Raw genomic sequence first — 25,215 nt, forward strand, 5'->3', positions numbered from 1 at the left:
GACCCTCGATGAGGGTCCGGCCCGTCGCGCGGTGCGTGTTCCGGTTCGGGTCCGGCCGTGCTCGGGACCGTTGCCGGTCCCCGGTGTGGATCCCGGATTCAGGACCTCGGGTCGGGATCCCGCGCCGGGGTTGGCGCGGTTGCTACTTCGCGGCGCGCTTGGTCGCCGTCTTCTTGGCCGTGGTCTTCTTCGCCGCGGTCTTCTTGGCCGTGGCCGCCTTCTTGGCCGTGGTGGCCTTCTTCGCGGTGGTGGCCTTCTTCGCGGCGGCCGTCTTGCGCGTCGCGGCCGGCTTGGCGGCGGCAGCCGTCTTCCGGGTCGCGGCGGGCTTCGCGGCGGCGGTGGTCTTGCGAGCCGCCGTACGGGCCGTCGCCTTGGCGGCCGTCTTGCGGGCCGGCTTGGCGCTGCCGGGACGGGGAGTGGGGCTGGCCTTGGCCGCCGCGCTACCCGACTTCGGCATCTTCTTGGTGCCCGAGGTGAGGTCCTTGAAGCCCTGCCCCGGACGGAAGCGCGGGATCGCGGTCTTCTTGACCCGAACGCGCTCACCGGTCTGCGGGTTGCGCGCGTAGCGGGCGGCACGCTCGACCTTCTCGAACGAGCCGAACCCCGTGATGGACACGCGGTCTCCGCCCGCGACCGCGCGGATGATGGCGTCGAGGACGGCGTCCACCGCGTCTGCGGCGGCCGCGCGGCCACCCAGTCGGTCCTGGACCGCCTCGACAAGCTGAGCCTTGTTCACGTCTTCCCCTTCTAAAACCGATGCCGTATCAGATAGTCCGGCATTGGGCACGCTAAGCGCCCAATTGTGCTGAAGCAATTACCGAACGGACGAATCACCCTTGTGTCGCAACGGATTACAGACCTCGGCGGTGTCCGCGGCGAGCGCGGGATCCTCGTCGAGCTCATCCATGAGCTTGGTCAGACGCCGTGCGGCGTCCGCCAGATCGTGTTTTGCGGCATCGGTGACGACCAGGAGGCGGCGAACCAGCGCCACTTTCGCGCCGTCCGGTATGTCGAGCTTACGCACCCGCGCATGCGCCTCCTTCAACCGGGTGGCGAGTTCGGCGTATAGCCGGACTTCGTCGGGGCTGTCGGGATGCGCTGCTTGGTCCACACCGTGATTGTGACAGCTCATCCGACAATGGGCCTGTTGGGCCGGATCGGGGGAACGCTCTTGTCCCGTCCGGGAAAAGCCGGAAGCGGGGGGGCACAGGTGCGCTCCGCCGCTTCCGCAAGGCAGTTGGCCCTTCCCGGGGTTGCCCTCCCGATGGCTGGAACAAGCCAGTCGGCGGAACCCCGTTCGGCCCTCCCGACGCAGGTCAGGAGGTCGTCCGCGAACCGTCAGACGGTCTGCGTACGCGGCAGCCAGGACGGCCGGCCGGTCTCGAACTCGGTCACGTCCGCCTCGTGTCGGAGGGTCAGGCCGATGTCGTCGAGGCCCTCCAGCAGACGCCAGCGGGTGTAGTCGTCGATCTCGAAATCGGCGACCACGGCGGCCTCTCCGGCCCCCGCGCGGACCTGCCGCGCGACGAGGTCGACGGTGATCTCGACGGTCGGGTCGGCCTCGGTCAGCGCCCACAGGCGGTCGACCGTCTCCTGCGGCAGGACGACCGTCAGCAGGCCGCCCTTCAGCGAGTTGCCCCGGAAGATGTCCGCGAAGCGGGACGAGATCACGGCCTTGAAGCCGTAGTTCTGGAGGGCCCACACGGCGTGTTCGCGCGACGAGCCGGTGCCGAAGTCCGGTCCGGCGACCAGGACCGTGGCCCCGGCGCGCTCGGCCTGGTTGAACACGAAGGCCGGGTCCTTGCGCCAGGCCTCGAACAGCCCGTCCTCGAAGCCGGTCTTGGTGACCTTCTTGAGCCAGTGGGCCGGGATGATCTGGTCGGTGTCGACGTTGCTGCGGCGCAGCGGGATCGCCGTGCCGGTGTGCGTGGTGAACGGTTCCATGGCGTCAGACTCCTGCGGGCACGGCTGATTCGAGGTCGGCGGGGGCGGCGAGGTGGCCCAGCACCGCGGTGGCGGCGGCGACCTGCGGCGAGACCAGGTGCGTACGGCCGCCCTTGCCCTGCCGTCCCTCGAAGTTGCGGTTGGACGTCGACGCGCTGCGCTCGCCCGGGGCGAGCTGGTCCGGGTTCATGCCCAGGCACATCGAGCAGCCGGCGTAACGCCATTCGGCACCGGCCTCGGTGAACACCTTGTCCAGGCCCTCGCTGACGGCCTCCAGCGAGACGCGTACCGAACCGGGCACGACGAGCATGCGCACGCCGTCGGCGATGCGGCGGCCGAGCAGGATCTCGGCGACCGCGCGCAGGTCCTCCATACGGCCGTTCGTGCACGAGCCGATGAAGACCGTGTCCACCTTGATGTCGCGCAGCGGCTGCCCGGCGGTCAGGCCCATGTACTCCAGGGCCTTCTCGGCGGCGCTGCGCTCGGACGGGTCGGCGAACGACGCCGGGTCGGGGACGCTCGCGGACAGCGGCGCGCCCTGGCCGGGGTTGGTGCCCCAGGTGACGAACGGCGTGAGCTCGGACGCCTCGATGACCACCTCGTGGTCGAACACCGCGTCGTCGTCGGTCTTCAGCGACGTCCAGTACTCGACGGCGGCGTCCCAGTCGGCGTTCTGCGGCGCGTGGTCGCGGCCTTTCAGGTACGCGAACGTCGTGTCGTCCGGCGCGATCATGCCGGCCCGGGCGCCGGCCTCGATCGACATGTTGCAGACGGTCATCCGGCCCTCCATCGAGAGGTTCCGGACGGCCTCGCCGCGGTACTCGATGACGTAGCCCTGCCCGCCGCCGGTGCCGATCTTCGCGATCACCGCGAGGATCAGGTCCTTGGCCGTGACCCCGGGGGGCAGTTCGCCGTTGACCGTGACGGCCATGGTCTTGAACGGCGCCATGGGCAGCGTCTGCGTGGCCAGGACGTGTTCGACCTGGCTGGTGCCGATGCCGAACGCCAGCGCGCCGAAAGCGCCGTGCGTGGAGGTGTGGCTGTCGCCGCACACCACGGTCATGCCCGGCTGCGTCAGGCCCAACTGCGGGCCGACGACGTGCACGACGCCCTGCTCGACGTCGCCGAGCGAGTGGATGCGCACGCCGAACTCGGCGGCGTTGCGCCGCAGCGTCTCCAACTGGACGCGGGACACCGGGTCCGCGATGGGCTTGTCGATGTCGAGGGTGGGGGTGTTGTGGTCCTCGGTCGCGATCGTGAGATCGGTCCGGCGGACCGGGCGCCCGGCCTGGCGCAGGCCGTCGAAGGCCTGGGGGCTGGTCACCTCGTGCAGCAGGTGCAGGTCGATGTAGAGCAGGTCCGGCTCTCCTTCAGCGCGACGCACGACGTGTGCGTCCCAGACCTTCTCCGCGAGTGTCCGTCCCATCGCTGTCCCTCCGGTCGGCGTCATTGCCGACTTTCCTGTGTCGTGTTCCGCGGCCGCGTCCCGGCTGCCCACCCGCAGCGTGCGCGCCCGCGGTCCGAACTCTGCCACCTGAGCCGTCCGAAACGGACTTGCGTCTCGTCATTCGAGACGGCAATATCAGAGCATGGACAACTCTAGCGGAGTCGGCGTGCTCGACAAGGCCGCTGTCGTGCTGGCCGCGCTCGAAGCCGGTCCCGCGACGCTGGCGGGGCTCGTCGCCACGACCGGACTGGCCCGACCCACCGCCCACCGCCTCGCGGTGGCGCTGGAACACCACCGTCTCGTCGCCCGGGACATGCAGGGACGCTTCGTCCTCGGCCCGCGCCTGGCGGAGCTCGCGGCGGCGGCCGGCGAGGACCGTCTGCTGGCCGCGGCGCACCCGGTCCTCGCGCACCTGCGCGACGTCACCGGCGAGAGCGCGCAGCTCTACCGCCGCCAGGGCGACATGCGAGTGTGCGTCGCCGCGGCGGAGCGGCTCTCCGGCCTGCGGGACACGGTGCCGGTGGGCAGCACCCTCCCGATGAAGGCCGGCTCCGCCGCCCAGTGCCTCCTGGCCTGGGAGGAGCCGGAGCGGTTGCACCGCGGCCTCCAGGGCGCGCGCTTCACCGCGACCACCCTCTCCGGCGTCCGCCGTCGCGGCTGGGCCCAGAGCATCGGCGAACGCGAGCCGGGCGTCGCCTCCGTCTCGGCCGCCGTCCGCGGCCCCAGCAACCGCGTCGTCGCCGCCGTCTCCGTCTCCGGCCCCATCGAACGCCTCACCCGCCACCCCGGCCGCCTCCACGCCCAAGCCGTCATGGAAGCCGCCGCCAAACTCTCCGACGCGCTCCGCAAGGCCCAGGTAGACGTCTGACCCCCGGCGCATCCGCGCCGGCTCCGATGCCGCACGTCAGCAGGAGCCTGCGCGCACCTTGGGCCGCCCCCCTCCGGGAACGGGGCAAGCCGGCGACTTTCCGGGACGCGAACTGCCAACCGACTCAAGGTCATTGGTGCAATCCCGGACGGCGGGTCAGAGGAAGCCGCACCCCCAAAAGCGCTTGCGACCGCTGCCATCCCGCGGTGCACGCGTCGAATTGGCCGTGCAGCCCGACGAACAGGTCACGCGCGTCGCGTGGAACGCCCGAACTCCCCTACGCAGCGGCCACTTTCATGCGCGGGCGAGTGTGGACCGCCGACTACGAACGGTGCACCTGACCAGGATGCCCGGGCGGACGAGCCCGCGCGCGTGCCGCCGAGGGCCGACCGGGCGTGACCCGCGCCGTGGGACAGCCGCGCTTCTGAATGGCCATCGCGTGCAACTGGCGAGCAAGGACCCCGCAGCGGCGAGTTGACTCGTCCGCGGCATCTGCGCCGCACCGCACGGCAGATGCGCGTGCACGAGGCGGGCGATTGCGCACGAGCGAGCGGCGTGGGCACCGGATCGGGCTGCGCCTGGCTCGCAGGCACAAGAGTGCGCAATGCGGCCGCTCGCGCCCGGGGGGCGCTCGGCCCGTCCTCTCAAGCCGCGGCCACCGAGCGCGGGGGCAACTTCAGGTGGTTGCGGATCTGAGGCGCCTGGCTGTCGGTGTGTGAACGCCCGGGCAAGCGGGCTCGCGCATTGCCGCCGCTCCTGCAATCCGCGAGGGTCACACGGAACCTTCGCCTGATCGCAGCTCATGGAGCACTCCGCTGCGGGTCCCGCGCTCTGCCCCGTTCGCGCGTGGTGCGTGATGCTCGGCTTCGGCCGGGGGCCGACGAGCTCTGGGCGGTTGCGGGGCTTTCCTCGTCGAATGTGTGCCAACTGGTGCTTGGGGTCGGCAGGTTGTTGCGTGGCGGGCTTGGTGTGCTGGTTGATCCGGCCCACTGGCCGCCCCTGGGGCGTTGCGGGCGGTTGCGGGGCCTCGTTGGATGCGCGCCAACTGGTGCTCGGGGTCGGCGGCTTGTTGCGTGGCGGGCTTGGTGTGCTGATTGATCCGGCCCACTGGCCGCCCCTGGGGAATTGGGTTTTGCCTCCGGGGCCGACCCCCCGGAGGGGGCTGCGGGGGGTCACGGGATGATTACGGAGTGGTCAAGTGGGTGGGCTACTGGCCGGGTCTGAAGGTTTTCCAACCGTCGCCCCAGGGCTCGTCCGGGGTGGCCGGGGCGGGGTTGGGGGTCGGCTTGGGAGCGCGCGGCTGCTGGGGCTTGCGGGCGGCGGGGACTCGCGGTGCGCGGGGGGTGGCGGGCGCTCGGCGCGGGGTGGGCTCGGCAGGCTGCACGGGCTTGTTGGACAGCGGCGTCTGGACCGGTGCGGTGGCCAGCGGGCTGGGGGCCGTCATCGGGTTCGGGGGCACCGCTGGGAGCGGCGGTTCCGCTCCGGATCGGGCTTGTTCGCGTCCTTGGACGAAGCTGTCGAGCCGGGTGCGCACATCCTGGGGATCCCGCGACATGCCCAGCGGGATGCCGCCGGCAAGGCCCGGGACGGCGTCCACCGCGGCCCCCGGGACCAGGTTGGCCTGCGGCATGCGCCGGGGCAGCCCCGAGTGCGTCAGACCCTCCACCACAGGCTCACGCGCGGCCTGTGCAGCGCGCCAGCGGTTGTCGTCCACCGAACCCCCATCTCAGTCCGTCGTACCCGTTCCGTGCCCGCGATCAGCCGCATATCAATTGGGCAACGGATTCTGTGGGCACGACAGTAGCAACGCACGGCATGCCGTGGGGGTTCCGGGGTCCGGGATACATGACCTTGTCACCAAGCTGTGAAACTTTCCGGGCAGGCAGGGTGGGAAAACGGAATCGGGCGGGCCTTGGAAGGCGCCGCCCGATTCCGGTTGTGCGGGGGTCCGGGGCTCGGCCCGGATCCGGTATCAGCGCAGACGCGCCATGAGTGCGTGTTCGACGAGAGTGATGAGCGTCGACTTGGCCGATTCGCGGCGGCGCGCGTCGCAGCTCACGATCGGGGTCTCGGGGCCGATCTGCAACGCCTCGCGGACGTCGTCCGCATGGTGCGTCTGCACACCGTCCCAGCAGTTGAGGGCGATGATGAACGGCAGTCCGCTGTTCTCGAAGTAGTCGATCGCGGGGAAGCAGTCCGCCAGGCGGCGAGTGTCCACGATGACGACGGCGCCGATGGCGCCGCGGACCAGGTCGTCCCACATGAACCAGAACCGGTGCTGACCCGGCGTACCGAAGAGGTACAGGATCAGGTCCTCGTCCAACGTGATGCGGCCGAAGTCCATCGCGACCGTGGTCGTCCCCTTGTCGGGGGTTGCCGCGATGTCGTCGATCCCCGCGCTGGCGGAGGTCATGACGGCCTCCGTACGCAGCGGCGCGATCTCCGAGACCGCCCCCACGAGCGTCGTCTTGCCCACGCCGAAGCCGCCGGCCACGACGATCTTGGCGGAGGTCGTGGAGGACCGCGGCGCCGGGACCGGTCCCGGGCTAGAGCTTGCGAAGTCCACTGAGCACCCTTTCGAGCAGCGTCACGTCCGGCTGCCCCTGGTCGTTCCCCGGCTGATGGATGACCACGAGTCCGGCCTCCGCGAGGTCCGCGACAAGCACGCGGGCGACGCCGAGGGGGATGGAGATCAGGGCCGAAATCTCGGCGACCGACTTGACCTGCCGGCACAAGTCGCAGATGCGCTGGTGCTCAGGCAGCAGGCCAGGTGGGTTCGCCACCTGGGGCGTGGTGGTCACCAGGGCCTCCAGCGCGAGCTGGTACCGCGGCCTGGTGCGACCACCCGTCATGGCGTACGGGCGTACCAGGGTCTCGTGGAACTCCTGGTCGCCGTGTTCGGACATCTCCGGATGCGTCATCGCGGCAGGGCACCTTGGAGTTCCGCGCGCAATGCCGGAGTGAGGACCGTGCCGGCGCGGTCGACCAGCAGGGCCATCTCGTAGCCGATGAGGCCGATGTCGCACTCCGGCGACGCCAGCACGGCCAGCGAAGACCCGTCGGAGATCGACATGATGAACAGGAAGCCCCGTTCCATCTCGACCACCGTCTGCGTGACGTGCCCGCCCTCGAAGATGCGGGACGCACCCTGGGTCAGGCTGGTCAGGCCGGATGCCACGGCCGCGAGCTGGTCGGCGCGGTCCCGTGGAAAGCCCTCGGACAGGGCGAGCAGCAGGCCGTCCGCGGAGACCACGACCGTGTGGGAGACACCGGGGGTGTTGTCCACGAAGTTCGTGATCAGCCAGTTCAGGTTCTGCGCGGCCTGGCTCAACTCAGTCATGCCTGCTCCTGGTTGTTCTCGTCACGAGGCTGCGGGGCCGTTCCCCCGGCCCCGGCAGTGCGACCCTGCTGAATGCCTCGGCGGAAGTTGGTCAGTCGACCGCGGACGTCGTCCGGGTTGCGCGACAGGCCGGACGCCCCCTGCGGCGGAACCTGCGCCGCACCACCGGACATGCCCGGGGTGAGCGGCGCGGCGGGGCCGCCGGCGCGGGCACCGGGGACCGGGCCCGGCGCCTGGGGCGCGGCGCCCCCGACGCCGCCCGGAACCAGGTTGGCGCGCGGTACGCGGCGCGGCAGGCCGGCCGTCGTGGTACCGCCCGAGGCGGGCTCGCGCGCGGCCTCCGCCGCCCGCCAGCCCTCGTCGCCGGCCGAGTACCACCCGGACGGCGCCTGCTCCGCGGCCGGCCGACCCGGCTGCGGTGCGGCGGGCTGCTGCGGCTGCTCCACCGGGGCGGCGTGTGCCGCCTGGCGCAGCGGCTGCTGCGGAACACCCTGGGTCTCGGCCGGAGCGGCCGGTCCCGCGTGCGAGCGCCGCGGCAGCGACGCCTGCTCCGAACCACGGTGCTGGAGCGGCGGGTTGGTGCCTCCGGGGGTCCGCCGGTCCAACGACTGCGGTTCGGCTGCCGCGGGCGAACCCGCGGCCTCGTCGGCGTCGGTGCGCGAGGTGCGCACCTGCGCGGCGCGCATGCGCCCGCCGCGACCGGTCCGACGGTGGAACCAGTCCGATTCGAGGGTCTCGAAGATCGGCGACCGCTCGTCCTCGACGGCCATCGGCAGCGCGACCGAGTCGTCGAGCGCGTTCACCGGCTCCGGTGCCGGCAACTGCCGTTGCGGCGCGGGCTGTTGCGGCAGCTGCTGGGGCACCTGGTGCTGCGGTGCCGCGGGCAGGCCGCGGGCCTGCTGCGGCTCCGGCTGGGCGGGGCGGCCCTGCTGAGGCGGGCGTCCGTCCTGGTACAGCGCACGCGGGTCCTGCTGCGCGGTACGGGCGTCAGCCTGCTGCGGTGCCGGCTGCTGCTGGCGGACCGGGGAGTTCGGGGTGCGCAGCGCGGGCAGCGCGTCACCCGAGGCGGGCTGCTGCTGCGGACGCACACCGGTGTCGCGCTGCCCGTCGCCGCGGCGCTGCGGTGCCTCGTACGCGGGCATCTGCGGCGGCGGCGCGACCGGCGACAGGCTGTCGTACTCCGGGCCGGACCACGCGGACGCGCGCTGCGGCTGCTGCGGTTCGGCCATCGGCGTCATGCCGGTGTCCTGGTCGCCGCGGCGGAAGCCGCCGCCCTGGCCCCGGTCGGCGCCGCCGTGTTCGGTGGGCTCCGGGTCGAACCGCGGCTGCTGGTACGGCTGTTCGTAGTCCGGTCGGGCGTACGCGCTGGGCTGCGCGTAGTCGCCGAGAGGCTGCTGCGCCGGCTGCTGCTGGTCGAACTGCGGGCGGTCGTACGCCGGTTGCTGACCGGTCTGGTGCTGGCCGGTCTGGTGCTGGCCGGTGTCGTACGGGCTCTGCTGCCGCCCTGTCTGGTGCTGCGGCGGCTGCTCCGGCGCGAACGGCGAGGCGAACTGCGCGGTCGAGCCGTCCACCGGGCGGCTGTCCGCGCCGCGCGGGGCCTGCGGGTTCTGCGGCGACACCGGCGCGAACGGGTTGTCCGCGTCGTTCTGCTGCGGGAACGGCGTACCCGGGAACGGGGTGTCGTGCGTGGCCGGGCCCTCGGCGAAGGCCGACGCCTGCTCGTACGCGCCGTTCTGCGGAGCCTGCGCACGCTGCGGCAGCGGGCGCGGGGCCTCACTGCGGCCGGCGTCGGGACCCGGGCGCTGCGGTCCGGCCGCGGCGGCCGGCAGCGCCTGCATCTCCTGCGAGGCGGTCAACGCGTCGGGCTCCCAGCCCGGGGAGACCGCCGCGCGGCCGTTGGACTTGTCCCAGTTGCCGCCGGGGCGGTCGCCCTGGATGAGCTCGATCGGCAGCATGACCAGCGCGGTCGTGCCGCCGCCGTCGCCGGGGCGCAGTTGCACGCGGATGCCGTGCCGGGTCGAGAGGCGGCCGACCACGAAGAGGCCCATGCGCCGGGATATGGAGACGTCCACGACGGGCGGCCGGGCGAGGCGCTGGTTGGCGTCCGCCAGGTCGTCGCCGGTCAGGCCGATGCCGTTGTCGTGGATCTCGATGAGCGCGCGGCCGTCCGGGAGGATGTGGCCGGTGACGCGGACCTTGGTGTGCGGGCTGGAGAAGGTGGTCGAGTTCTCCAGCAGCTCGGCGAGGAGGTGCACGAGGTCGTTGACGGCGCGGCCGGCGATGTCGGTCGTGGGCAGGGCGCCCAGTTCGACGCGCTCGTACTGCTCCACCTCGGAGGCCGCGGCGCGCAGCACGTCGACCAGCGGGACGGGGCGCGTCCAGCGGCGACCCGGCTCCTCACCGGCGAGAACGAGCAGGTTCTCACCGTTGCGGCGCATACGGGTCGCGAGGTGGTCGAGCTTGAACAGGTTCGCGAGCTGGTCCGGGTCCGCCTCGCGGTTCTCCAGGTCGGAGATGAGCGCGAGCTGACGCTGGATCAGGCTCTGGCTGCGGCGCGACAGGTTGACGAACATCGAGTTGACGTTGCCACGCAGAAGGGCCTGTTCGGCCGCGAGGCGCACGGCCTCGGTGTGGACCGCGTCGAACGCCCGGGCCACCTGGCCGACCTCGTCACGCGTGGAGACGCCGATCGGCTCGACACTCAGGTCGACGTCGCCGGGTTCGGACTCGGCCAGGCGGCGGACCGTCTCCGGCAGCCGCTGCTCGGCGATCTCCAGGGCGCTGCGGCGCAGGGTGTTGAGCGAGCGGACCAGCGAACGCGCCACGATCACACCGAGGATGATCGTGAAGAGCAGGGCCGCCACGACCAGGACGGTGTTGACGAGCGCGTCCTTGCGGGCGTCGTCGCGCAGGCTGTCGGCCTTGCCGAGGAGCTTGTCGCCCATCTCGGTCTCGGCCTGCATCATGTGCGACAGGTAGTCGCTCGCCAGCTTGTACCAGGCCTCGGGAGTCGTGAAGCCCGGCGTACCGTTGACGCCACTTACGACCTTCTGTTGTCCGTCGCCGCTGTCGACCATGTGGTTGGACATCGCGGTCAGCAGGCCGGCGACCTCGCTCGCCTTGCCGACGTTGGCGACGTCGTCGAACTTCCGGTCCTCCTCGGGCGTGCCCACCGCCTGGAAGGCGCGGATCGCGTCGTCCTGGCCCTGGTCCAGGCTCTTGAAGCCCTCGGCCGCGTCGCCGAACGGGACGTCGGGACGGGCACCGTAGGCGGCGCCGATGGCCCGGCCGGCGGAGATCAGCGACTTGAGCTCGCCGTACAGGCCGAGGGCACGGGCACCTTGCACCAGATCCGCGTCGCGCGTGATCTCGGGCGCCTGCTGGTTGATCGTCAGCAACGCCGTGATGACGCCCTGGTACGACTTGACCGTGCTGAACGGGAACTGCTGGTAGGCGTTCTTCCGGATGTTCGCCAGCCCGCCCATCCGTTCCCCGATGGTGCCCACCGTGGCGGCTATGAGAGGCAGGTCGCTGAGGTCCATCTTGGCGACGGCGGCCTGGAAGCGCGCGTACTGCTCGTCGGTGCGCTGGTAGCGCGTCTGGATCTCGGCTTCGGCCTGGGGGTCGACTCGCCCGGAGGCCTCTCGCCGCGAAAGCGGGATCGCGCTGAAGTCGCGCTCCTCTTCGAGGAAGCCGACCAGCGTGGTGGATTCGTCGATGACCGCGCCCGCCTTCTGCACGACGTCCATCTCGCGGGTCGTGTCGATGGACGACTGGATGCGCAGTCCACCGAGCAACGCCGCGACGACGACGGGCAGCAGCAGCAGCGCGGTGATGCGCGTACGGATGCGCCAGTTCTTGATCGAGAACAACAGCTTCAACCGCGAAGGAGCCTGCGGGGCTCGACTGGCGGTGAGCTCTTGGGGTGGGCGCATGTCTGCGGGCCCGACAGCGGCCGGGGCTTCCGCGGAGTCCTGCTGCCTCTTCCGACGTCCCTGCACTAGCTTCGCAACCTCTTGTGACCAGTCGTTGACCCGCCGGATCGGCGAGGCTTGTGTGCGGAGATCCCGGACGGGATCGCGCTTGGGAACCACCCCCGTGGTCGCACGCATTTCAGCACAGCCCAGAGGCCGCAACAAGATAGCGGGGTCCGGAAAAATCCGGATTCCAGAGAACTGGGCCAGACAATCCTTTCGCCCGTGCTTGACCCGGTATTACCGGTCGCAATCGGACATAAGGACTCAGGTTTGGCTGGAATCCACAGAGGTGAACATCACAGGTTCCGTGGGGAACTCGGTTACTCACTGCAATTATCACAGCACCGTGCGTAAAACTTCGGCAAGCGTAGCCTTTGCCCGCCCCGTGCAACGGGGCCCGACTGACGTAACCATCCGTAACCTTGATATTCAAGGGGGCGCACGCAATCTGCCGCGTGGGAATGCCCACGTGGCGCCGGCGTGCCCACTGTCCGAACGATCTGAAGGGGCGGGACGACTCCGTCATGAGCCTGAGCACCCACCGTACGAACACCGCCAACCCGCGCCGTACGCAGCTCGACACCGTGCCGGTCCGCCCCGAGGGCCTCGACGAGGACACCACTCCCGTACCGCTGGAGACCGGCCCGACCGCGAACCCGCGCCGCACGAACCTGATGGAGCAGCAGAACTGACGCGCCGCCGCGGACGCCGCCCGACAGAGAGCCGGGCGGCGTGGGCGGCCGGGAAACCGCGGCGCTCCGGGCGGGGCCCGCGGGATAGCCTGGGGACGACCAGAACGTCCCCCGACTGATCCCGAGGTCCCGGCCCGTGCGCATCGTCAGGTTCTCCACCGGCGACTCCTATTCGTTCGGCGCGGTGGGGAGCCCCCGCGACCAACCCGGCGAGCTGGTCGTCGCCGAACTCGACGGGCACCCGTATGCCGGCATCTCGCTCACCGGGCAGAGCCACCGGCTCGCCGACGTGCAGCTGCTCGCCCCGGTCCTCCCCAGCAAGGTCGTCGCGATCGGCAAGAACTACGCCGACCACGCCGCCGAGATGGGCGGCGAGGTACCCGAGGTGCCGATCGTGTTCTTCAAGCCGTCCACCGCGGTGATCGGCCCGGACGCGCCGGTCGTCTATCCGGAGATCTCCACCGAGGTGCACCACGAAGCCGAACTGGCCGTGGTGATCGGGCGCCTGTGCCGTGACGTGCCCCCGGAGCGCGTGCCCGAGGTCGTCTTCGGCTACACGTGCGCCAACGACGTCACGGCGCGCGACCTCCAGCGCAGCGAGGGGCAGTGGGCCCGGGCCAAGGGCTTCGACACCTCGTGCCCGCTGGGGCCGTGGGTCGAGACCGAGTTGGACCCGTCCGACCTCGCGATCACCTGCACGGTGAACGGGGAGCTGCGGCAGGCCGGGCGCACCTCGCAGATGGTCCGCAGCATCACCGAACTCGTCGTCCACGTGACGGCCGCGATGACGCTGCTCCCCGGTGACGTGATCCTCACCGGGACCCCCGCGGGCGTCGGCCCGCTCCAGGTGGGCGACGAGGTCGCCGTCACCGTCGAAGGCATCGGAACTCTCACCAACAGGGTGATCAAGCGTGGCTAGCGAGCCCCAGGGCGCCGATGTGCGCGTCCGTTTCTGTCCCTCCCCCACCGGCAACCCGCATGTCGGGCTGGTCCGCACGTGCCTGTTCAACTGGGCCTTCGCCCGGCACCACGGCGGCACCTTCGTCTTCCGCATCGAGGACACCGACGCCGCGCGCGACTCGGAGGAGTCGTACGAGCAGCTGCTCGACGCCCTCAAGTGGCTCGGGTTCACCTGGGACGAGGGCCCCGAGGTCGGCGGCCCGCACGCGCCCTACCGCCAGTCGCAGCGGATGGACATCTACGCGGACGTCGCCAAGCGCCTGCACGAGGCCGGGCACGCGTACGAGTGCTTCTGCACCACCGAGGAGCTGGAGCGGCGCCGCGAGGCCGCGCGCGCCGCGGGCAAGCCGTCCGGGTACGACGGCCACTGCCGCGACCTGGGCGCCGAGCAGGTAGCGGCGTACCGCGCCGAGGGCCGCGACGCGATCCTGCGCTTCCGCATGCCCGACCGCACCATCACCTTCACCGACCTGGTGCGCGGCGAGCTGAGCTTCGAGCCCGAGCACGTGCCCGACTACGGCATCGTGCGCGCCAACGGCCGGCCGCTCTACACGCTGGTCAACCCGGTCGACGACGCGCTCATGGAGATCACCCACGTGCTGCGCGGCGAGGACCTGCTGTCCTCGACGCCGCGTCAGATCGCGCTGTACGCGACCCTCGCCGACATCGGCGTGGGCAACGGCACGACGCCGCGCTTCGGGCACCTGCCGTACGTCATGGGCGAGGGCAACAAGAAGCTCTCCAAGCGCGACCCGCAGTCGTCGCTCAACCTGTACCGCGAGCGCGGGTTCATCCCCGAGGGCCTGCTGAACTACCTTTCCCTGCTCGGCTGGTCGCTCGCGCCCGACCGCGACTACTTCTCGATCGAGGAGATGGTCGCCGCCTTCGACATCGCGGACGTCAACGCCAACCCCGCGCGCTTCGACCTCAAGAAGTGCGAGGCCGTGAACGCCGACCACGTGCGCGCGCTGGCCCCGGAGGACTTCCGCGACCGCCTGGTCCCGTTCCTCCAGGACGCCGGCCTGCTGCCCGCGCAGCCGAGCGCCGAGCAGCTGGACCTGCTGGGGAAGGCCGCGCCGCTCACCCAGGAGCGCATGGTCGTGCTCGGCGAGGTGGTCGGCATGCTCGGGTTCCTGTTCGTGGCGCCGGAGGATTTCGTACGCGACGAGGCGGACAGCGCCAAGGTGCTGACCGCCGACGCCGCGCCGGTCCTGGAGGCCTCCGTCACCGCCCTGGAGTCGGTGGAGTGGGCCACCGACCCGATCCAGGCGGTCCTGCGCGAGGCGCTGGTGGACGGCCTGGGCATCAAGCCGAAGAACGCCTTCACGCCGCTGCGCGTCGCGGTCACCGGCCGCCGCGTGTCGCCGCCGTTGTTCGAGTCGATGGAACTCCTGGGCCGTGAGACGACCTTGGCCCGCCTGCGCTCGGCACTGGACGTCGCGCGAGGCTGAACGGGGCGGTCGGCGTCCGGTACGTACGGGTGTGCGCACTTCCCTCCGAGGGCGGTGCGCACACCCGCCGGGAACCCGTTTTGGTCGGGCCCGCCTGATCGGGTAAAGTTCTACTCGTTCCGCCCCGCAGGGGGCCGGGACAAGCCAGCAAGATCCCTTTCACGGGGTCGAGCATTGGGGTATGGGGTAATTGGCAGCCCGACTGGTTCTGGCCCAGTTAGTCTAGGTTCGAGTCCTGGTACCCCAGCGGTGTCACCGCAAGGTGACGCGGCTGGCGATCACCGCAAGGTGATCGGCAGATTGAGTTTGGCCCCGTTGTGTAGCGGCCTAGCACGCCGCCCTCTCAAGGCGGTAGCGCGGGTTCGAATCCCGTCGGGGCTACTCCAATTCACACCGAGGCGTTCTCCGGAGCGCCTCGCCGTTCGGTCGGAGACGATGCGACGGACACCATCCCCTCGGGGATGGGCTAGGGCCCCGTTGTGTAGCGGCCTAGCACGCTGCCCTCTCAAGGCAGTAGCGCGGGTTCGAATCCCGTCGGGGCTACCACAAACGAAATCCCTCACCTCGGTGGGGGATTTCTGGTTTCCGGGTTCCTCGGTCGGACGCGTTTCCGCGGTATTCGCGGCCGCGTCCTCCCGGGCTCGTCGTGTCCCCGCGTCCTCCCGGGCTCGTCGTGTCCCCGCGTCCGCGGGGAGAGCCGGGGCCGTCCCGCGTGCGGCGGGGCGGCCCCGTGGGGCGTTCTCCGGGGCTGTCAGAGGTCCCGGGTGGGCGTGAGCCCGGCCTTGAGGAGTCCGTACGTGTACGCGTCCTCCAGGGCCTGCCACGAGGCCCCGATGACGTTCTCCGCGACGCCGACCGTGCTCCACTCCTTCTTGCCGTCGCTCGTCTCGACGAGCACGCGCGTGATGGCGTCGGTGCCGTGCCGGCCTTCCAGCAGGCGGACCTTGTAGTCGACCAGCTCGAACGACGCCAGCTCCGGGAAGATCCGCTCCAACGCGAGGCGCAGTGCGCGGTCCAGCGCGTTGACAGGGCCGTTGCCCTCGCCGGTGGCCACGATGCGCTCGCCCTTGGCGTGCAGCTTCACGGTGGCCTCGTTCAACTGCGTGCCGTCCCCGCGCTGCTCGCTGATGGCGCGGAAGGACTCCAGGGTGAAGAAGCGCTCGCGGGCGCCCACCACCTCGTCGCGCAGCAGGAGTTCGAAGGACGCGTCCGCGGCCTCGTACGTATACCCGTTGGCCTCACGGGACTTCACCTGGTCCACGACGCGGCCGACGAGGTCGCGGTCGCCGGACAGGTCGTACCCCAGCTCCTTGCCCTTGAGCTCGATGGACGCGCGTCCGGCCATGTCCGACACCAGCATCCGCATGTCGTTGCCGACCAGGGCCGGGTCGATGTGCTGGTACAGGTCCGGGTCGACCTTGATGGCCGACGCGTGCAGCCCGGCCTTGTGCGCGAACGCCGAGACGCCGACGTACGGCAGGTGCGTGGACGGGGCGAGGTTGACCACCTCGGCGATGGCGTGCGAGATGCGGGTCATCTCGCGCAGGCGGCCCTCGGGCAGCACCTGCATGCCCTTCTTCAGCTCCAGGGCGGCGACCACGGGGAACAGGTTGGCGTTGCCGACGCGTTCGCCGTACCCGTTCGCGGTGCACTGCACGTGCGTCGCGCCGCCCTCGACCGCCGCGATGGAGTTGGCGACCGCACAGCCGGTGTCGTCCTGCGCGTGGATGCCGAGGCGCGCGCCGGTCTCGGCCCTGACGCGGGCCACCGTCCACTGGACCTGGCTGGGCAGCATGCCGCCGTTGGTGTCGCAGAGCACGACCACTTCGGCGCCGGCGTCGTACGCGGTGCGGACCACGCTCGTCGCGTACGCCGGGTTGGCCTTGAAGCCGTCGAAGAAGTGCTCGCAGTCGACGAACACCCGGCGGCCCTGCTCGCGCAGGTGCGTCACCGTGTCGCGGATCATCGCCAGGTTCTCGTCCAGCGTGGTGCGCAGCGCGAGGTCGACGTGCTTGTCGTGCGACTTGGCGACCAGGCAGACCACCGGGGCCTCCGCGTCCAGCAGGGCCTGGACCTGCGGGTCCTCCGCGGCGGTGGTGCCGGCCTTGCGGGTCGCGCCGAACGCCACCAGCTTGGCGTGCCGGAGGTCGAGTTCGGTGCGGGCCCGGCGGAAGAACTCGGTGTCGCGCGGCACCGCACCCGGCCAGCCGCCCTCGATGAAGCCGACGCCGAACTCGTCCAGGTACCGGGCGATGGTGAGCTTGTCCCCGACGGTGAGGTTGATGCCCTCACGCTGGGAGCCGTCGCGCAGCGTGGTGTCGAAGACGTGGAAACTGTCGTCGGTCATGTCCGTGGGTCTCCTGACGCGCTCTATGCGGGTGGACTGTTCAGGTCCGGGTGTGCGGTGGCGGCCCGCACGCGTTGTCCGGCCGAGGGGTGTCCGGCCAAAACAAAAGACCCCTCGCGGTCGCGAGAGGTCTGCGTGCGGGCGGTGGGCTGAATGACGCTTGCCCCCTGTGGGGGGTCAGCCCGGTGCCGGCACGCTGCGGCTAATAATGAGCCACTGCTGCATGGTCGGAAGTCTGCCACACGATCCGACGGCCGGTATCCGAGTCTCACCATTTGGGCTAGAGCGTGTCGTCAGGGCACGGCAGGACATGGCAGGACACGGCCCGGCGCCTGCCGGGCACCTGGGTGAGGCGCCCGGCGGGGCGTACCGGATCGGCGGGGCGTACCGGGGCGGCCGGCTCAGACGATCTTGTGCAGCCAGTTGTGCGTGTCGGCGGCCTCGCCGGTCTGGATGTCGAGCAGCGCCTTGCGCAGTTCGAGGGTCACCGGGCCCGCGCCGCCGTCGCCGACCTGCCAGGACGCGTCGCTGGACTTCACCGAGCCGACCGGTGTGATGACCGCGGCGGTGCCGCACGCGAAGACCTCGGTGATCGAGCCGTCCGCGTTGCCCGCCTGCCAGTCCTCGACGGAGATCTTGCGCTCCTCGGTGCCGTAGCCGCGGTCCGCCGCGAGCTGGAGCAGCGAGTCGCGCGTGATGCCCGGGAGGAGGGAGCCGGTGAGGGACGGTGTGACGATGCGCGCGTCGGCGCCGCTGCCCTGCACGAAGTACAGGTTCATGCCGCCCATTTCCTCGATCCAGCGGCGCTCGTTGGCGTCCAGCCACACGACCTGGTCGCAGCCCTGCTCGGCGGCCTGCGCCTGGGCGACGAGCGAAGCGGCGTAGTTTCCGGCGCACTTGGCCGCGCCGGTACCGCCGGGGGCGGCGCGCACGTACTCCTTCGACAGCCAGACCGACACGGGCTTCACGCCGCCCGCGAAGTACGCCCCCGCCGGGGACGCGATGACCATGAAATGGAACTCGTTCGAGGGACGCACGCCGAGGCCGACCTCGGTGGCGAACATGAACGGGCGGAGGTACAGACTCTGCTCCTCCTCCCCCGGCACCCACGCGTGGTCCTGCTTGACCAGCGCGTCGACGGCGGCGACGAACAGGTCCTCGGGGAGCTCCGGCATCGCGAGGCGGGCGGCGGAGGCCTGGAAGCGCCGGGCGTTCTCGTACGGGCGGAACGTGACCACCGAGCCGTCCGCGTGCCGGTAGGCCTTGAGGCCCTCGAAGATGGACTGCGCGTAGTGCAGCGTCATGTTCGCCGGGTCGATCTCCAGCGACGCGTACGGCGTCAGCTTCGCGTCGTACCAGCCCCGACCCGCGCTCCACCGGATCGTCACCATGTGCTCGGTGAACACGCGGCCGAAGCCGGGGTTCGTCATGCGAGCGGCGCGCTCGGCATCCGACAGCGGATGCGCGGTCGGCTTGAGATCGATCGTCACGGAGGTCGTCATGGGTTCCAGTGTCCTTCACCGAGGGATTGACGGGGGCATCGTGGTGCCGCCTATCGGTTCCAGACGTTAACGCAGTCCACCGGGACACCGACAGGCACGGCCACGGGCCGCCGTCTCGGCGCCGCCCCCGGAACAGGAGGGGGCGGTGCCGGACGGCAGCGGGAAGCCGGGGTGCCGCAACTGAACCGCCGGTCGGCTCCGGGTGGTCTCGCGCCGACGGCGCCCGGTCGGGCTGGTCGGCGTAAAACGCGGTACCGGCGACTCAGCCGGCTACTCGCTTGGCGATCGCGTCGCCGATCTCGCTGGTCGAGCGGGTGCCGAGGGACGCGCGCTCGGCGAGGTCGGCGTCGACCGCCGCCTCGACGCGGCGGGCCGCCTCGGAGTGGCCCAGGTGCTCCAGGAGCATGGCGACCGAGAGGACCGTGGCGGTCGGGTCGGCCTTGCCCTGGCCCGCGATGTCCGGGGCGGACCCGTGCACCGGCTCGAACATCGAGGGGAATTCACCCGACGGGTTGATGTTGCCGCTCGCGGCGAGGCCGATGCCGCCCGCGATGGCCGCCGCGAGGTCGGTGATGATGTCGCCGAACAGGTTGTCGGTGACGATCACGTCGAAGCGCTCGGGCTGGGTCACCATGAAGATGGTGGCCGCGTCCACGTGCAGGTAGTCGGTGGTCACCTCGGGGAACTCGGCGGCGACCTGATTGAACACGCGCGTCCACAGATGGCCGGCATGCACCAGCACGTTGTTCTTGTGCACGAGGGTGAGCTTCTTGCGCGGGCGAGCCTGCGCGCGGGCGAACGCGTCGCGCACCACGCGCTCGATGCCGAACGCGGTGTTGACGCTGACCTCGGTTGCGATCTCGTGCTCGGTGCCGGTGCGCAGCGTGCCGCCGTTGCCGACGTACGGCCCCTCGGTGCCCTCGCGGACCACGACGAAGTCGATCTGCGCGTCCGCGCCCAGCGGCGAGGTGACGCCCGGGCCCAGCTTGGCCGGGCGCAGGTTGACGTGGTGGTCGAACGCGAAGCGCAGCTTCAGCAGCAGCCCGCGCTCCAGCACGCCGGACGGCACCGACGGGTCGCCGATGGCGCCGAGCAGGATCGCATCCTGGCCGCGGAGCTCGTCGAGGACGCTGTCCGGCAGCGTCTCGCCGGTACGGTGGTACAGCCGGGCCCCGAGGTCGTACTCGGTGGTGTCCAGGGCGATCTCGGCGGGCAGCGCCGCGGCGAGGACCTTGAGTCCCTCCGCGACGACCTCCTGGCCGATGCCGTCGCCGGGAACCACTGCGAGACGGATGCTGTTGGCGTTGCGAGACATGTGCCGGACCTTACTCCTCGTCCCAGGTGCTGACATTTGCGTTCCGGATGCTGGGACGGTGCTGTTGGCGGCGGGTGCCGTTCGCGGCGGGGGCGTCCCCGCCGCGGGAACCGGTAGCGGGCGCGTCAGCCGGCGCCGCCCTGTGCTAGCGGCGGTCGCCGCCGACGTCGCCGCCGTTGTCGCGGCGGTCGAGGGCGCGTTGCAGGGCTTGGGCTGCGTTCTTGCGGGTGGTCTCGTCCATGGTGCACTCCACGAGGTCGAGCGGCGGGCGCTCTGCGGGAATCCGCGGAAGCGGGATTGGCGGCGACGTGTCCCGCGGCGCGGATGGGCGCATCTCGGCGGACCCTCGGAGGAGTCGGCGGCGGGGGGACCACGTCGGACTGCGAGGACAAATGCGGTGGACCTCGTGGGCACCCGCGTCCCGCAATTCCTGTCGAACCGGGAGTTAGTGGTCGATAGGAAGGTGGTTCCTTCACGGTAAGCGACAGGGTGGGCCGCTGTCCGCAATTTACTCGGAGTTCCTACTATCTGAGATGCGCGGGTACTCCATCGGAGTCGGCCGAACACGCGAACGGCCCCGGAAGCGGTTGCTTCCGGGGCCGTTCGCGTGGGTCGGGACCAGGCCGAAGGACCGGTTGTGGCGGCGGGTTGCTCGACCGGTTCAGCGGGGTCGGGCGGGTCGGCGGCCACGTCGTCGGTCGGAGGGTGGCCGGTGGTGTGTTCCGGCCACCCGGGGCAGCCCGGTGGACTGGCGGGTTACTCGCTCAGGTTCACGGGGCGGGCGAAGTCGGCGCCGATCTCGGTGCCGATCTCGGCGAGGACGGCCGGCGGGATGGCCGAGTCCACGGTCAGGGCGACCAGCGCGACACCGCCCTTGGCGGCACGGCTGACCTGCATGCCCGCGATGTTGACACCGGCGTCGCCCAGCAGGCGGCCGATGACGCCGACGACACCCGGGCGGTCGGCGTAGCGCAGGAAGACCATGTGCTCGGTCAACTGGAGGTCGACGTCGAAGCCGCCGACCTCGACGACCTTCTCGACGCGCTTGGGACCGGCGAGCGTGCCCGAGACCGAGACGTCGGTGCCGTCCGTGAGGGTGCCGCGCACGCTGACGACGTTGCGGTGGTCGGGGCTCTCCGAGCTGGTGGTCAGGCGCACCTCGACGCCGCGCTCCTGGGCGAGCAGCGGAGCGTTGACGTACGACACCGACTCCTCGACCACGTCGGAGAACACGCCCTTGAGGGCCGCCAGTTCGAGCACCTTGACGTCGTACTGGGTGATCTCGCCGCGCACCTCGACGTCGAGGCGCTGCGCGACGCCGCCGGCCAGGGCGGTGAAGATGCGGCCGAGCTTCTCGGCGAGCGGCAGGCCCGGGCGGACGTCGGGGGCGATCTCGCCGCCCTGCACGTTGACGGCGTCCGGCACCAGTTCGCCGGCGAGCGCGAGGCGCACCGACTTCGCGACCGCGATGCCGGCCTTCTCCTGCGCCTCGTCGGTGCTGGCACCGAGGTGCGGGGTCGCAACGACGTTGTCGAACTCGAACAGCGGGCTGTCCGTGCACGGCTCCTTGCTGAACACGTCCAGGCCCGCGCCCGCGACGCGGCCCTCCTTCAGCGCGGAGGCGAGCGCCTGCTCGTCCACGATGCCGCCGCGCGCCGCGTTGACGATGCGCACGGTGGGCTTGACCTTGTGCAGCGCCTCGTCGCCGATGAGCCCCAGCGTCTCGGGGGTCTTGGGCAGGTGCACGGTGATGAAGTCGGACTGCTCCAGGACCTCGTCGAGAGTCAGCATCCGCACGCCCATCTGTGCGGCGCGCGCGGGCTGCACGTAGGGGTCGTACGCGACGATGTTCATGCCGAACGCCGACATGCGCTGCGCGACCAGCACGCCGATGCGGCCCAGGCCGACGACGCCGAGGGTCTTCTCGGCGAGTTCGACGCCGGTGTACTTGTTGCGCTTCCACTCGCCGTTCTTGAGCGCGGCGTTGGCCGGCGGGATGTTGCGCGCGACCGAGATCAGCAGGCCGCAGGCGAGCTCGGCGGCGGTGACGATGTTGGAGGTCGGCGCGTTGACGACCATCACGCCGGCCTTGGTGGCCGCCGCGACGTCGACGTTGTCGAGGCCGACACCGGCGCGTGCGACGACCTTGAGGCGGCCCGCGGCGGCGATGGCCTCGGCGTCGACCTTGGTCGCGCTGCGGATCAGGATGGCGTCGACGTCGGCGATCGCGGGCAGCAGCTCGGCGCGGTTGGCGCCGTCGCAGTGCCGGATCTCGAAGTCGGGACCGAGCGCGTCGACCGTGGCCGGCGACAGTTCTTCAGCGATGAGGACGACGGGCTTGCTCACTGCGATCCTTTGCTTTCTTCGTCGGCAGCGATGACGGCGCACCCCGGACGCACCGGGTGCGCGGGGTCGGGTGGGTCTGACGCGCGCACGAGTCTAGTGCCGCATTGTGAATGCCTTCACAGTCGTCCGATGGCTGGGACGTGACCGGACGGCGTCAGTCCGCGGCCAGGAACCAGCCGATCGTCACGCGCCGCTGCCCGCCGCGGTCGCCTATCACCACCTCGCCCGAACCCGGCCTGGTGAGCGGCAGGCTGCCGCCGTACGGGAGGACGCGCCGCACGCCGTCGTCCACGTGCACCTCCGCGACCGGGGCGTCCTGCGACCCGCGTATCCACGTGACGAACCACGCGTTCGCGTCGTCGCAGTGGAACTCCAGGTGCACGCGCGACACGAACAGCCAGTCCGCGGGCGTCACGAGGTGGCAGCGGGACGCGTCGCGGCCCACCGCGAGCGTCGCGCCGGGCCGTGTCGGCGCACTCGCCATGAGCATGGCGACGGTCGCCGCGTCGTCGGCGCCCGACGTCGAGGCCATATTCAGATCGAGCACCGGTTCTTCCCCTCCCGAAAAACCTCTGGTTGCCCCCCGGTCAGGTCCCGGTGGTGCGCCGCGGGGGCTGGCCGCCGCAAGGGCAGGGCCCGCGTCCCGCTATGCCGTGGGTGACGGCGGTCTGCGCGATGAGGTCCCATCCGCCGTGCACGTGTCGCACGGTGTCCAGGTAGTTCGGCCCGAGCAGCTCGTTGAGCTCGGGGCACAGACCCGAACTGTAGAACTCGCGGCGCAGTTTCGTCTTGCACCGTTCGACGGTGGCCGCCGACAGGTGCAGAAGCTCACACAGTTCGCGCGTCGACTTGGCGCGCTTGACCTGCCGCCCGTGGATCCAGTCGCACGACATCGCGGTCAGGACCTCGATCTCGGTGTCGGACAGGCGGTTCTGGAGGACGAACGGGGCGACGTCCTGCGTCTCGGGCACTCCGACGTCCGACTCGGTCTCCTCGTCTCCGGCGAGTTGCGGCAGCGTCAGGCGCCACTCGACGATGACGCGGCGTCTGCGCGCGAGGTCGCTGACCACGATGCGGCCCGCGCGCTGCCCGCCCAGCGGCAGCGTCGCGCCGTACGGCACCGGCTCGGAGACGCCCTCGCGGTCGATCTGCACCAGGGCGACCGGGCGCGTGTGCGAGCCCTGGAGCCACTCGACCGTCCACCGCTTCTCGTCGGTGAACACGAACTCCAGGTGGACCCGCGAGACGAAGCGCCAGTCCTTGGGCGTGGCCAGCGCGCAGCGCGACGGGTCGCGGCCCACGCCGAGCCGCTGGCCCGGCTCGCTGGGCATCTTGACCGTACGCGACCTGGGCAGTTCCTGGTCGCGCAGGTCGGCGTCGTCCGACGTCGCCGCTTGGAGGACTAGTTCGAGCATCGCCATCCGTCCGGTCTCGGCCCTTTGTGGGGGCTCCTCGTGCACCATGGTCGCGGTCCGACCGTACGACCTACCCGCTCCCGGGGGAATCCTCGGGTCCCCGGACGGGACCGTCGGCGCCGCTCTCGGCGGGCCTCGCGCGCGGCGGCGCGGCGGCGTGCGAGGCGGTGGGCAGGGCCTCGCACTCGATGACCACGGCCGTCGCGTCGTCGTCCCCGCTCTGCACGGCGGTGACCGTCAGCGTGGTCGCGGCGTGGAAGGGGTCGCCGTGGATCAGGTCGGCGACGGTCTCGTCCGGCAGGTGGCCGACGCCGTCCGTCGCGAGCACCACCCGGTCGCCCGGGTGGAGTTCGATCCGCTGGAGTTCGGGGTCGGGCTGCTGCGAGCCGCCGAGCGGGGTCGAGGTCAGCAGCCACGGGCGGCCGAGATCGGCCGCGTTGCCCTGCTCGGTGAGCCGGAACGCGGCCCCGCCGCGGACCAGCCAGCAGACGCTGTCGCCGCACCCGGCGAGATGCAGCCGCCCGTCCTGGATGACCGCGGCGACGACGGTGGTGCGCATCCCTTCGTACGTCTGGCCGTGTCCGTGCCGCCGCACCGCGAGGTCGGCGACGGCGATCGAGGCGCGGAGCCGGTCGCTCCACCCCGCGGACAGGTCGGCGGCTGCCAGGTCGGCGACGAGGGTGCGGCACGCGACGTCGGCCGCATACCACCCGGAAGGGTGACCGCCGAGTCCGTCGGCGACGACGAAGACGCTGCCCGTCGCCGCGTAGCGGTCGTCGTTGTCGCGGGCGGTCAACTCCGGCCCGAGGCCCAGGCGTTCGCGGCGCACAGCGCGGCGGCGGCCCGGGTGCGACGCGGCGGACCAGGCGGAGGCCTGCACCTCCACGTCGACCGCGACGGGCCGGGCGTCCTGGTCGCGGCGGCGCGCGACGCTGTCGGTGCGGGACGTCTCCTCGTCGGCCTCGGCCGGCGGCATCGGCCCGGGCGGCGGCGGAACCGCCGGGGTGTCGCCGGGGAGCGCCCGAATCGAGGGCACCGTCGCGTCATGGCCCGCGGTGCCGTACGGGTCGGCCTGCGAACCGCCGACCGCGCCCGCCCGGTTGCCGCCGGGCCGGGGCGTCGGGTCGTACGCGGGAACCGCCGCGTGGGCGGTCGGCCGGGCGCCTTCCGCAGGACTGGCCTGACCGCCCAACGAGCCCTCCCGTGACGCGGTTTGCGCCGGTCGCCCGGATTGCACCGGTGCGGGGGGAGGCGGCGCGACGGACGGTGGCGCGGGACGCCGCACGCCGGACCGCGTCCCGCCGCCCGCGGGGTCGCCCTGCGGGCCGGGGGACGGGGCGGGCACCGGACCGGGCGCCGGGGTCGACGGCCGCTCGGTGCGCGGTGCCTCGGGGGCGCCGCCCGACGGCCCCCGGCGCGGCGGCGCGCCGTGCGCCGGCGGCGGGGGGACGGGGCGTGAAGGTGTCGCAGGCAGGTCCGCCATGTCGTCGAAGTCCAGGTAGAGGTCGGCAAACATGTCGTCGCCCGCGCCGGGCCCGGGGTCGGCGGCCGCCGCCCGGGGTACCGACGACGCGGAGTCGCCGTCGCCGACGCGGCGGTCGCCGAACGGCG

20 protein-coding genes and 3 tRNA genes are annotated in these 25,215 nt (G+C 71.5%); 7 read left to right on the forward strand and 16 right to left on the reverse strand.

Features of this window, described 5'->3' with window-relative positions:
* Nucleotides 1–142: 142 nt before the first annotated feature.
* The 4 genes from ACRX5S_RS12920 to leuC form a co-directional block, all read right to left on the reverse strand.
* A complete protein-coding gene (locus ACRX5S_RS12920; RefSeq protein ID WP_436773027.1) occupies nucleotides 143–736 on the reverse strand; it encodes an HU family DNA-binding protein in 594 nt (197 codons plus the stop codon).
* Nucleotides 737–814: 78 nt separating this feature from the next.
* Entirely contained in the window at nucleotides 815–1,132 is a 318-nt protein-coding gene (locus ACRX5S_RS12925; RefSeq protein ID WP_358365294.1) for a hypothetical protein, read from the reverse strand.
* A 206-nt stretch (nucleotides 1,133–1,338) separates the two neighbouring features.
* Nucleotides 1,339–1,944: a 3-isopropylmalate dehydratase small subunit gene (gene leuD, locus ACRX5S_RS12930; protein WP_436773028.1), complete on the reverse strand. Its 606-nt coding sequence runs from the start codon at nucleotides 1,942–1,944 to the stop codon at nucleotides 1,339–1,341.
* 4 nt (nucleotides 1,945–1,948) lie between these two features.
* On the reverse strand, nucleotides 1,949–3,370 hold the full coding sequence (gene leuC, locus ACRX5S_RS12935; RefSeq protein WP_436773029.1) for a 3-isopropylmalate dehydratase large subunit: 1,422 nt from the start codon (nucleotides 3,368–3,370) through the stop codon (nucleotides 1,949–1,951).
* A gap of 163 nt (nucleotides 3,371–3,533) precedes the next feature.
* Between leuC and ACRX5S_RS12940 the strand changes: the two genes are divergently transcribed.
* Nucleotides 3,534–4,259, forward strand: coding sequence for an IclR family transcriptional regulator (locus ACRX5S_RS12940; RefSeq protein WP_231778302.1), 726 nt, complete (start codon nucleotides 3,534–3,536; stop codon nucleotides 4,257–4,259).
* 1,207 nt (nucleotides 4,260–5,466) lie between these two features.
* Here the strand turns inward: ACRX5S_RS12940 and ACRX5S_RS12945 are convergent.
* The 5 genes from ACRX5S_RS12945 to ACRX5S_RS12965 all read right to left on the reverse strand — a co-directional run bounded on the left by ACRX5S_RS12945 (nucleotide 5,467) and on the right by ACRX5S_RS12965 (nucleotide 11,480).
* Entirely contained in the window at nucleotides 5,467–5,973 is a 507-nt protein-coding gene (locus ACRX5S_RS12945; RefSeq protein WP_436773030.1) for a hypothetical protein, read from the reverse strand.
* Between the two features lie 258 nt (nucleotides 5,974–6,231).
* Nucleotides 6,232–6,825 (reverse strand): GTP-binding protein, encoded by a 594-nt coding sequence (locus tag ACRX5S_RS12950; protein WP_231778304.1) that lies wholly within the window; start codon nucleotides 6,823–6,825, stop codon nucleotides 6,232–6,234.
* Nucleotides 6,806–7,285 (reverse strand): DUF742 domain-containing protein, encoded by a 480-nt coding sequence (locus tag ACRX5S_RS12955; RefSeq protein ID WP_436773031.1) that lies wholly within the window; start codon nucleotides 7,283–7,285, stop codon nucleotides 6,806–6,808. The genes ACRX5S_RS12950 and ACRX5S_RS12955 overlap by 20 nt, the downstream gene beginning before the upstream one ends.
* Nucleotides 7,177–7,599: a roadblock/LC7 domain-containing protein gene (locus ACRX5S_RS12960; protein ID WP_231778306.1), complete on the reverse strand. Its 423-nt coding sequence runs from the start codon at nucleotides 7,597–7,599 to the stop codon at nucleotides 7,177–7,179. Before ACRX5S_RS12960 ends, ACRX5S_RS12955 begins: the two co-directional genes overlap by 109 nt.
* Entirely contained in the window at nucleotides 7,596–11,480 is a 3,885-nt protein-coding gene (locus ACRX5S_RS12965; protein WP_436773032.1) for a nitrate- and nitrite sensing domain-containing protein, read from the reverse strand. Before ACRX5S_RS12965 ends, ACRX5S_RS12960 begins: the two co-directional genes overlap by 4 nt.
* A 620-nt stretch (nucleotides 11,481–12,100) precedes the next feature.
* On the opposite strand from ACRX5S_RS12965, the gene ACRX5S_RS12970 reads away from it, so the two are divergent.
* The 6 genes from ACRX5S_RS12970 to ACRX5S_RS12995 all read left to right on the forward strand — a co-directional run bounded on the left by ACRX5S_RS12970 (nucleotide 12,101) and on the right by ACRX5S_RS12995 (nucleotide 15,225).
* On the forward strand, nucleotides 12,101–12,268 hold the full coding sequence (locus tag ACRX5S_RS12970) for a hypothetical protein (protein ID WP_436773033.1): 168 nt from the start codon (nucleotides 12,101–12,103) through the stop codon (nucleotides 12,266–12,268).
* Nucleotides 12,269–12,404: 136 nt separating this feature from the next.
* Nucleotides 12,405–13,187, forward strand: a complete 783-nt coding sequence (locus tag ACRX5S_RS12975) for a fumarylacetoacetate hydrolase family protein (RefSeq protein WP_436773034.1) — start codon at nucleotides 12,405–12,407, stop codon at nucleotides 13,185–13,187.
* Nucleotides 13,180–14,679, forward strand: a complete 1,500-nt coding sequence (gltX, locus tag ACRX5S_RS12980; protein WP_436773035.1) for a glutamate--tRNA ligase — start codon at nucleotides 13,180–13,182, stop codon at nucleotides 14,677–14,679. The genes ACRX5S_RS12975 and gltX overlap by 8 nt, the downstream gene beginning before the upstream one ends.
* 175 nt (nucleotides 14,680–14,854) lie before the next feature.
* Nucleotides 14,855–14,926: transfer RNA gene (locus ACRX5S_RS12985), tRNA-Gln, on the forward strand.
* A 61-nt stretch (nucleotides 14,927–14,987) separates the two neighbouring features.
* Nucleotides 14,988–15,060 (forward strand) — tRNA-Glu (locus ACRX5S_RS12990).
* 89 nt (nucleotides 15,061–15,149) lie between these two features.
* Nucleotides 15,150–15,225: transfer RNA gene (locus ACRX5S_RS12995), tRNA-Glu, on the forward strand.
* 205 nt (nucleotides 15,226–15,430) lie between these two features.
* On the opposite strand, the gene cimA is transcribed toward ACRX5S_RS12995, so the two are convergent.
* The 7 genes from cimA to ACRX5S_RS13030 form a co-directional block, all read right to left on the reverse strand.
* On the reverse strand, nucleotides 15,431–17,026 hold the full coding sequence (gene cimA, locus ACRX5S_RS13000; protein ID WP_436773036.1) for a citramalate synthase: 1,596 nt from the start codon (nucleotides 17,024–17,026) through the stop codon (nucleotides 15,431–15,433).
* A gap of 401 nt (nucleotides 17,027–17,427) precedes the next feature.
* Nucleotides 17,428–18,528 (reverse strand): branched-chain amino acid aminotransferase, encoded by a 1,101-nt coding sequence (locus tag ACRX5S_RS13005; protein WP_436773037.1) that lies wholly within the window; start codon nucleotides 18,526–18,528, stop codon nucleotides 17,428–17,430.
* Between the two features lie 262 nt (nucleotides 18,529–18,790).
* Nucleotides 18,791–19,843 (reverse strand): 3-isopropylmalate dehydrogenase, encoded by a 1,053-nt coding sequence (locus ACRX5S_RS13010; RefSeq protein ID WP_436773038.1) that lies wholly within the window; start codon nucleotides 19,841–19,843, stop codon nucleotides 18,791–18,793.
* A 756-nt stretch (nucleotides 19,844–20,599) separates the two neighbouring features.
* Nucleotides 20,600–22,189 (reverse strand): phosphoglycerate dehydrogenase, encoded by a 1,590-nt coding sequence (gene serA / locus ACRX5S_RS13015; protein ID WP_436773039.1) that lies wholly within the window; start codon nucleotides 22,187–22,189, stop codon nucleotides 20,600–20,602.
* Nucleotides 22,190–22,343: 154 nt separating this feature from the next.
* Entirely contained in the window at nucleotides 22,344–22,736 is a 393-nt protein-coding gene (locus ACRX5S_RS13020; protein WP_436773040.1) for a hypothetical protein, read from the reverse strand.
* A gap of 40 nt (nucleotides 22,737–22,776) precedes the next feature.
* Nucleotides 22,777–23,652: a hypothetical protein gene (locus tag ACRX5S_RS13025; protein WP_436773041.1), complete on the reverse strand. Its 876-nt coding sequence runs from the start codon at nucleotides 23,650–23,652 to the stop codon at nucleotides 22,777–22,779.
* 22 nt (nucleotides 23,653–23,674) lie between these two features.
* The coding region (locus ACRX5S_RS13030) for a protein phosphatase 2C domain-containing protein (protein ID WP_436773042.1) at nucleotides 23,675–25,215 on the reverse strand (1,541 nt) is incomplete at its 5' end.

The organism is Yinghuangia sp. YIM S09857 (assembly GCF_051388915.1).
GTDB lineage: Bacteria > Actinomycetota > Actinomycetes > Streptomycetales > Streptomycetaceae > Yinghuangia.

Excerpts from the sequence above, each read along its gene's own strand:
- ACRX5S_RS12925 (WP_358365294.1), bottom strand. The coding sequence starts at position 1,132 with ATGAGCTGTCACAATCACGGTGTGGACCAAGCAGCGCATCCCGACAGC.
- leuD (WP_436773028.1), bottom strand. The coding sequence starts at position 1,944 with ATGGAACCGTTCACCACGCACACCGGCACGGCGATCCCGCTGCGCCGC.
- leuC (WP_436773029.1), bottom strand. The coding sequence starts at position 3,370 with ATGGGACGGACACTCGCGGAGAAGGTCTGGGACGCACACGTCGTGCGT.
- ACRX5S_RS12940 (WP_231778302.1), top strand. The coding sequence starts at position 3,534 with ATGGACAACTCTAGCGGAGTCGGCGTGCTCGACAAGGCCGCTGTCGTG.
- ACRX5S_RS12960 (WP_231778306.1), bottom strand. The coding sequence starts at position 7,599 with ATGACTGAGTTGAGCCAGGCCGCGCAGAACCTGAACTGGCTGATCACG.
- ACRX5S_RS12970 (WP_436773033.1), top strand. The coding sequence starts at position 12,101 with ATGAGCCTGAGCACCCACCGTACGAACACCGCCAACCCGCGCCGTACG.
- cimA (WP_436773036.1), bottom strand. The coding sequence starts at position 17,026 with ATGACCGACGACAGTTTCCACGTCTTCGACACCACGCTGCGCGACGGC.
- ACRX5S_RS13005 (WP_436773037.1), bottom strand. The coding sequence starts at position 18,528 with ATGACGACCTCCGTGACGATCGATCTCAAGCCGACCGCGCATCCGCTG.
- ACRX5S_RS13010 (WP_436773038.1), bottom strand. The coding sequence starts at position 19,843 with ATGTCTCGCAACGCCAACAGCATCCGTCTCGCAGTGGTTCCCGGCGAC.
- ACRX5S_RS13025 (WP_436773041.1), bottom strand. The coding sequence starts at position 23,652 with ATGGTGCACGAGGAGCCCCCACAAAGGGCCGAGACCGGACGGATGGCG.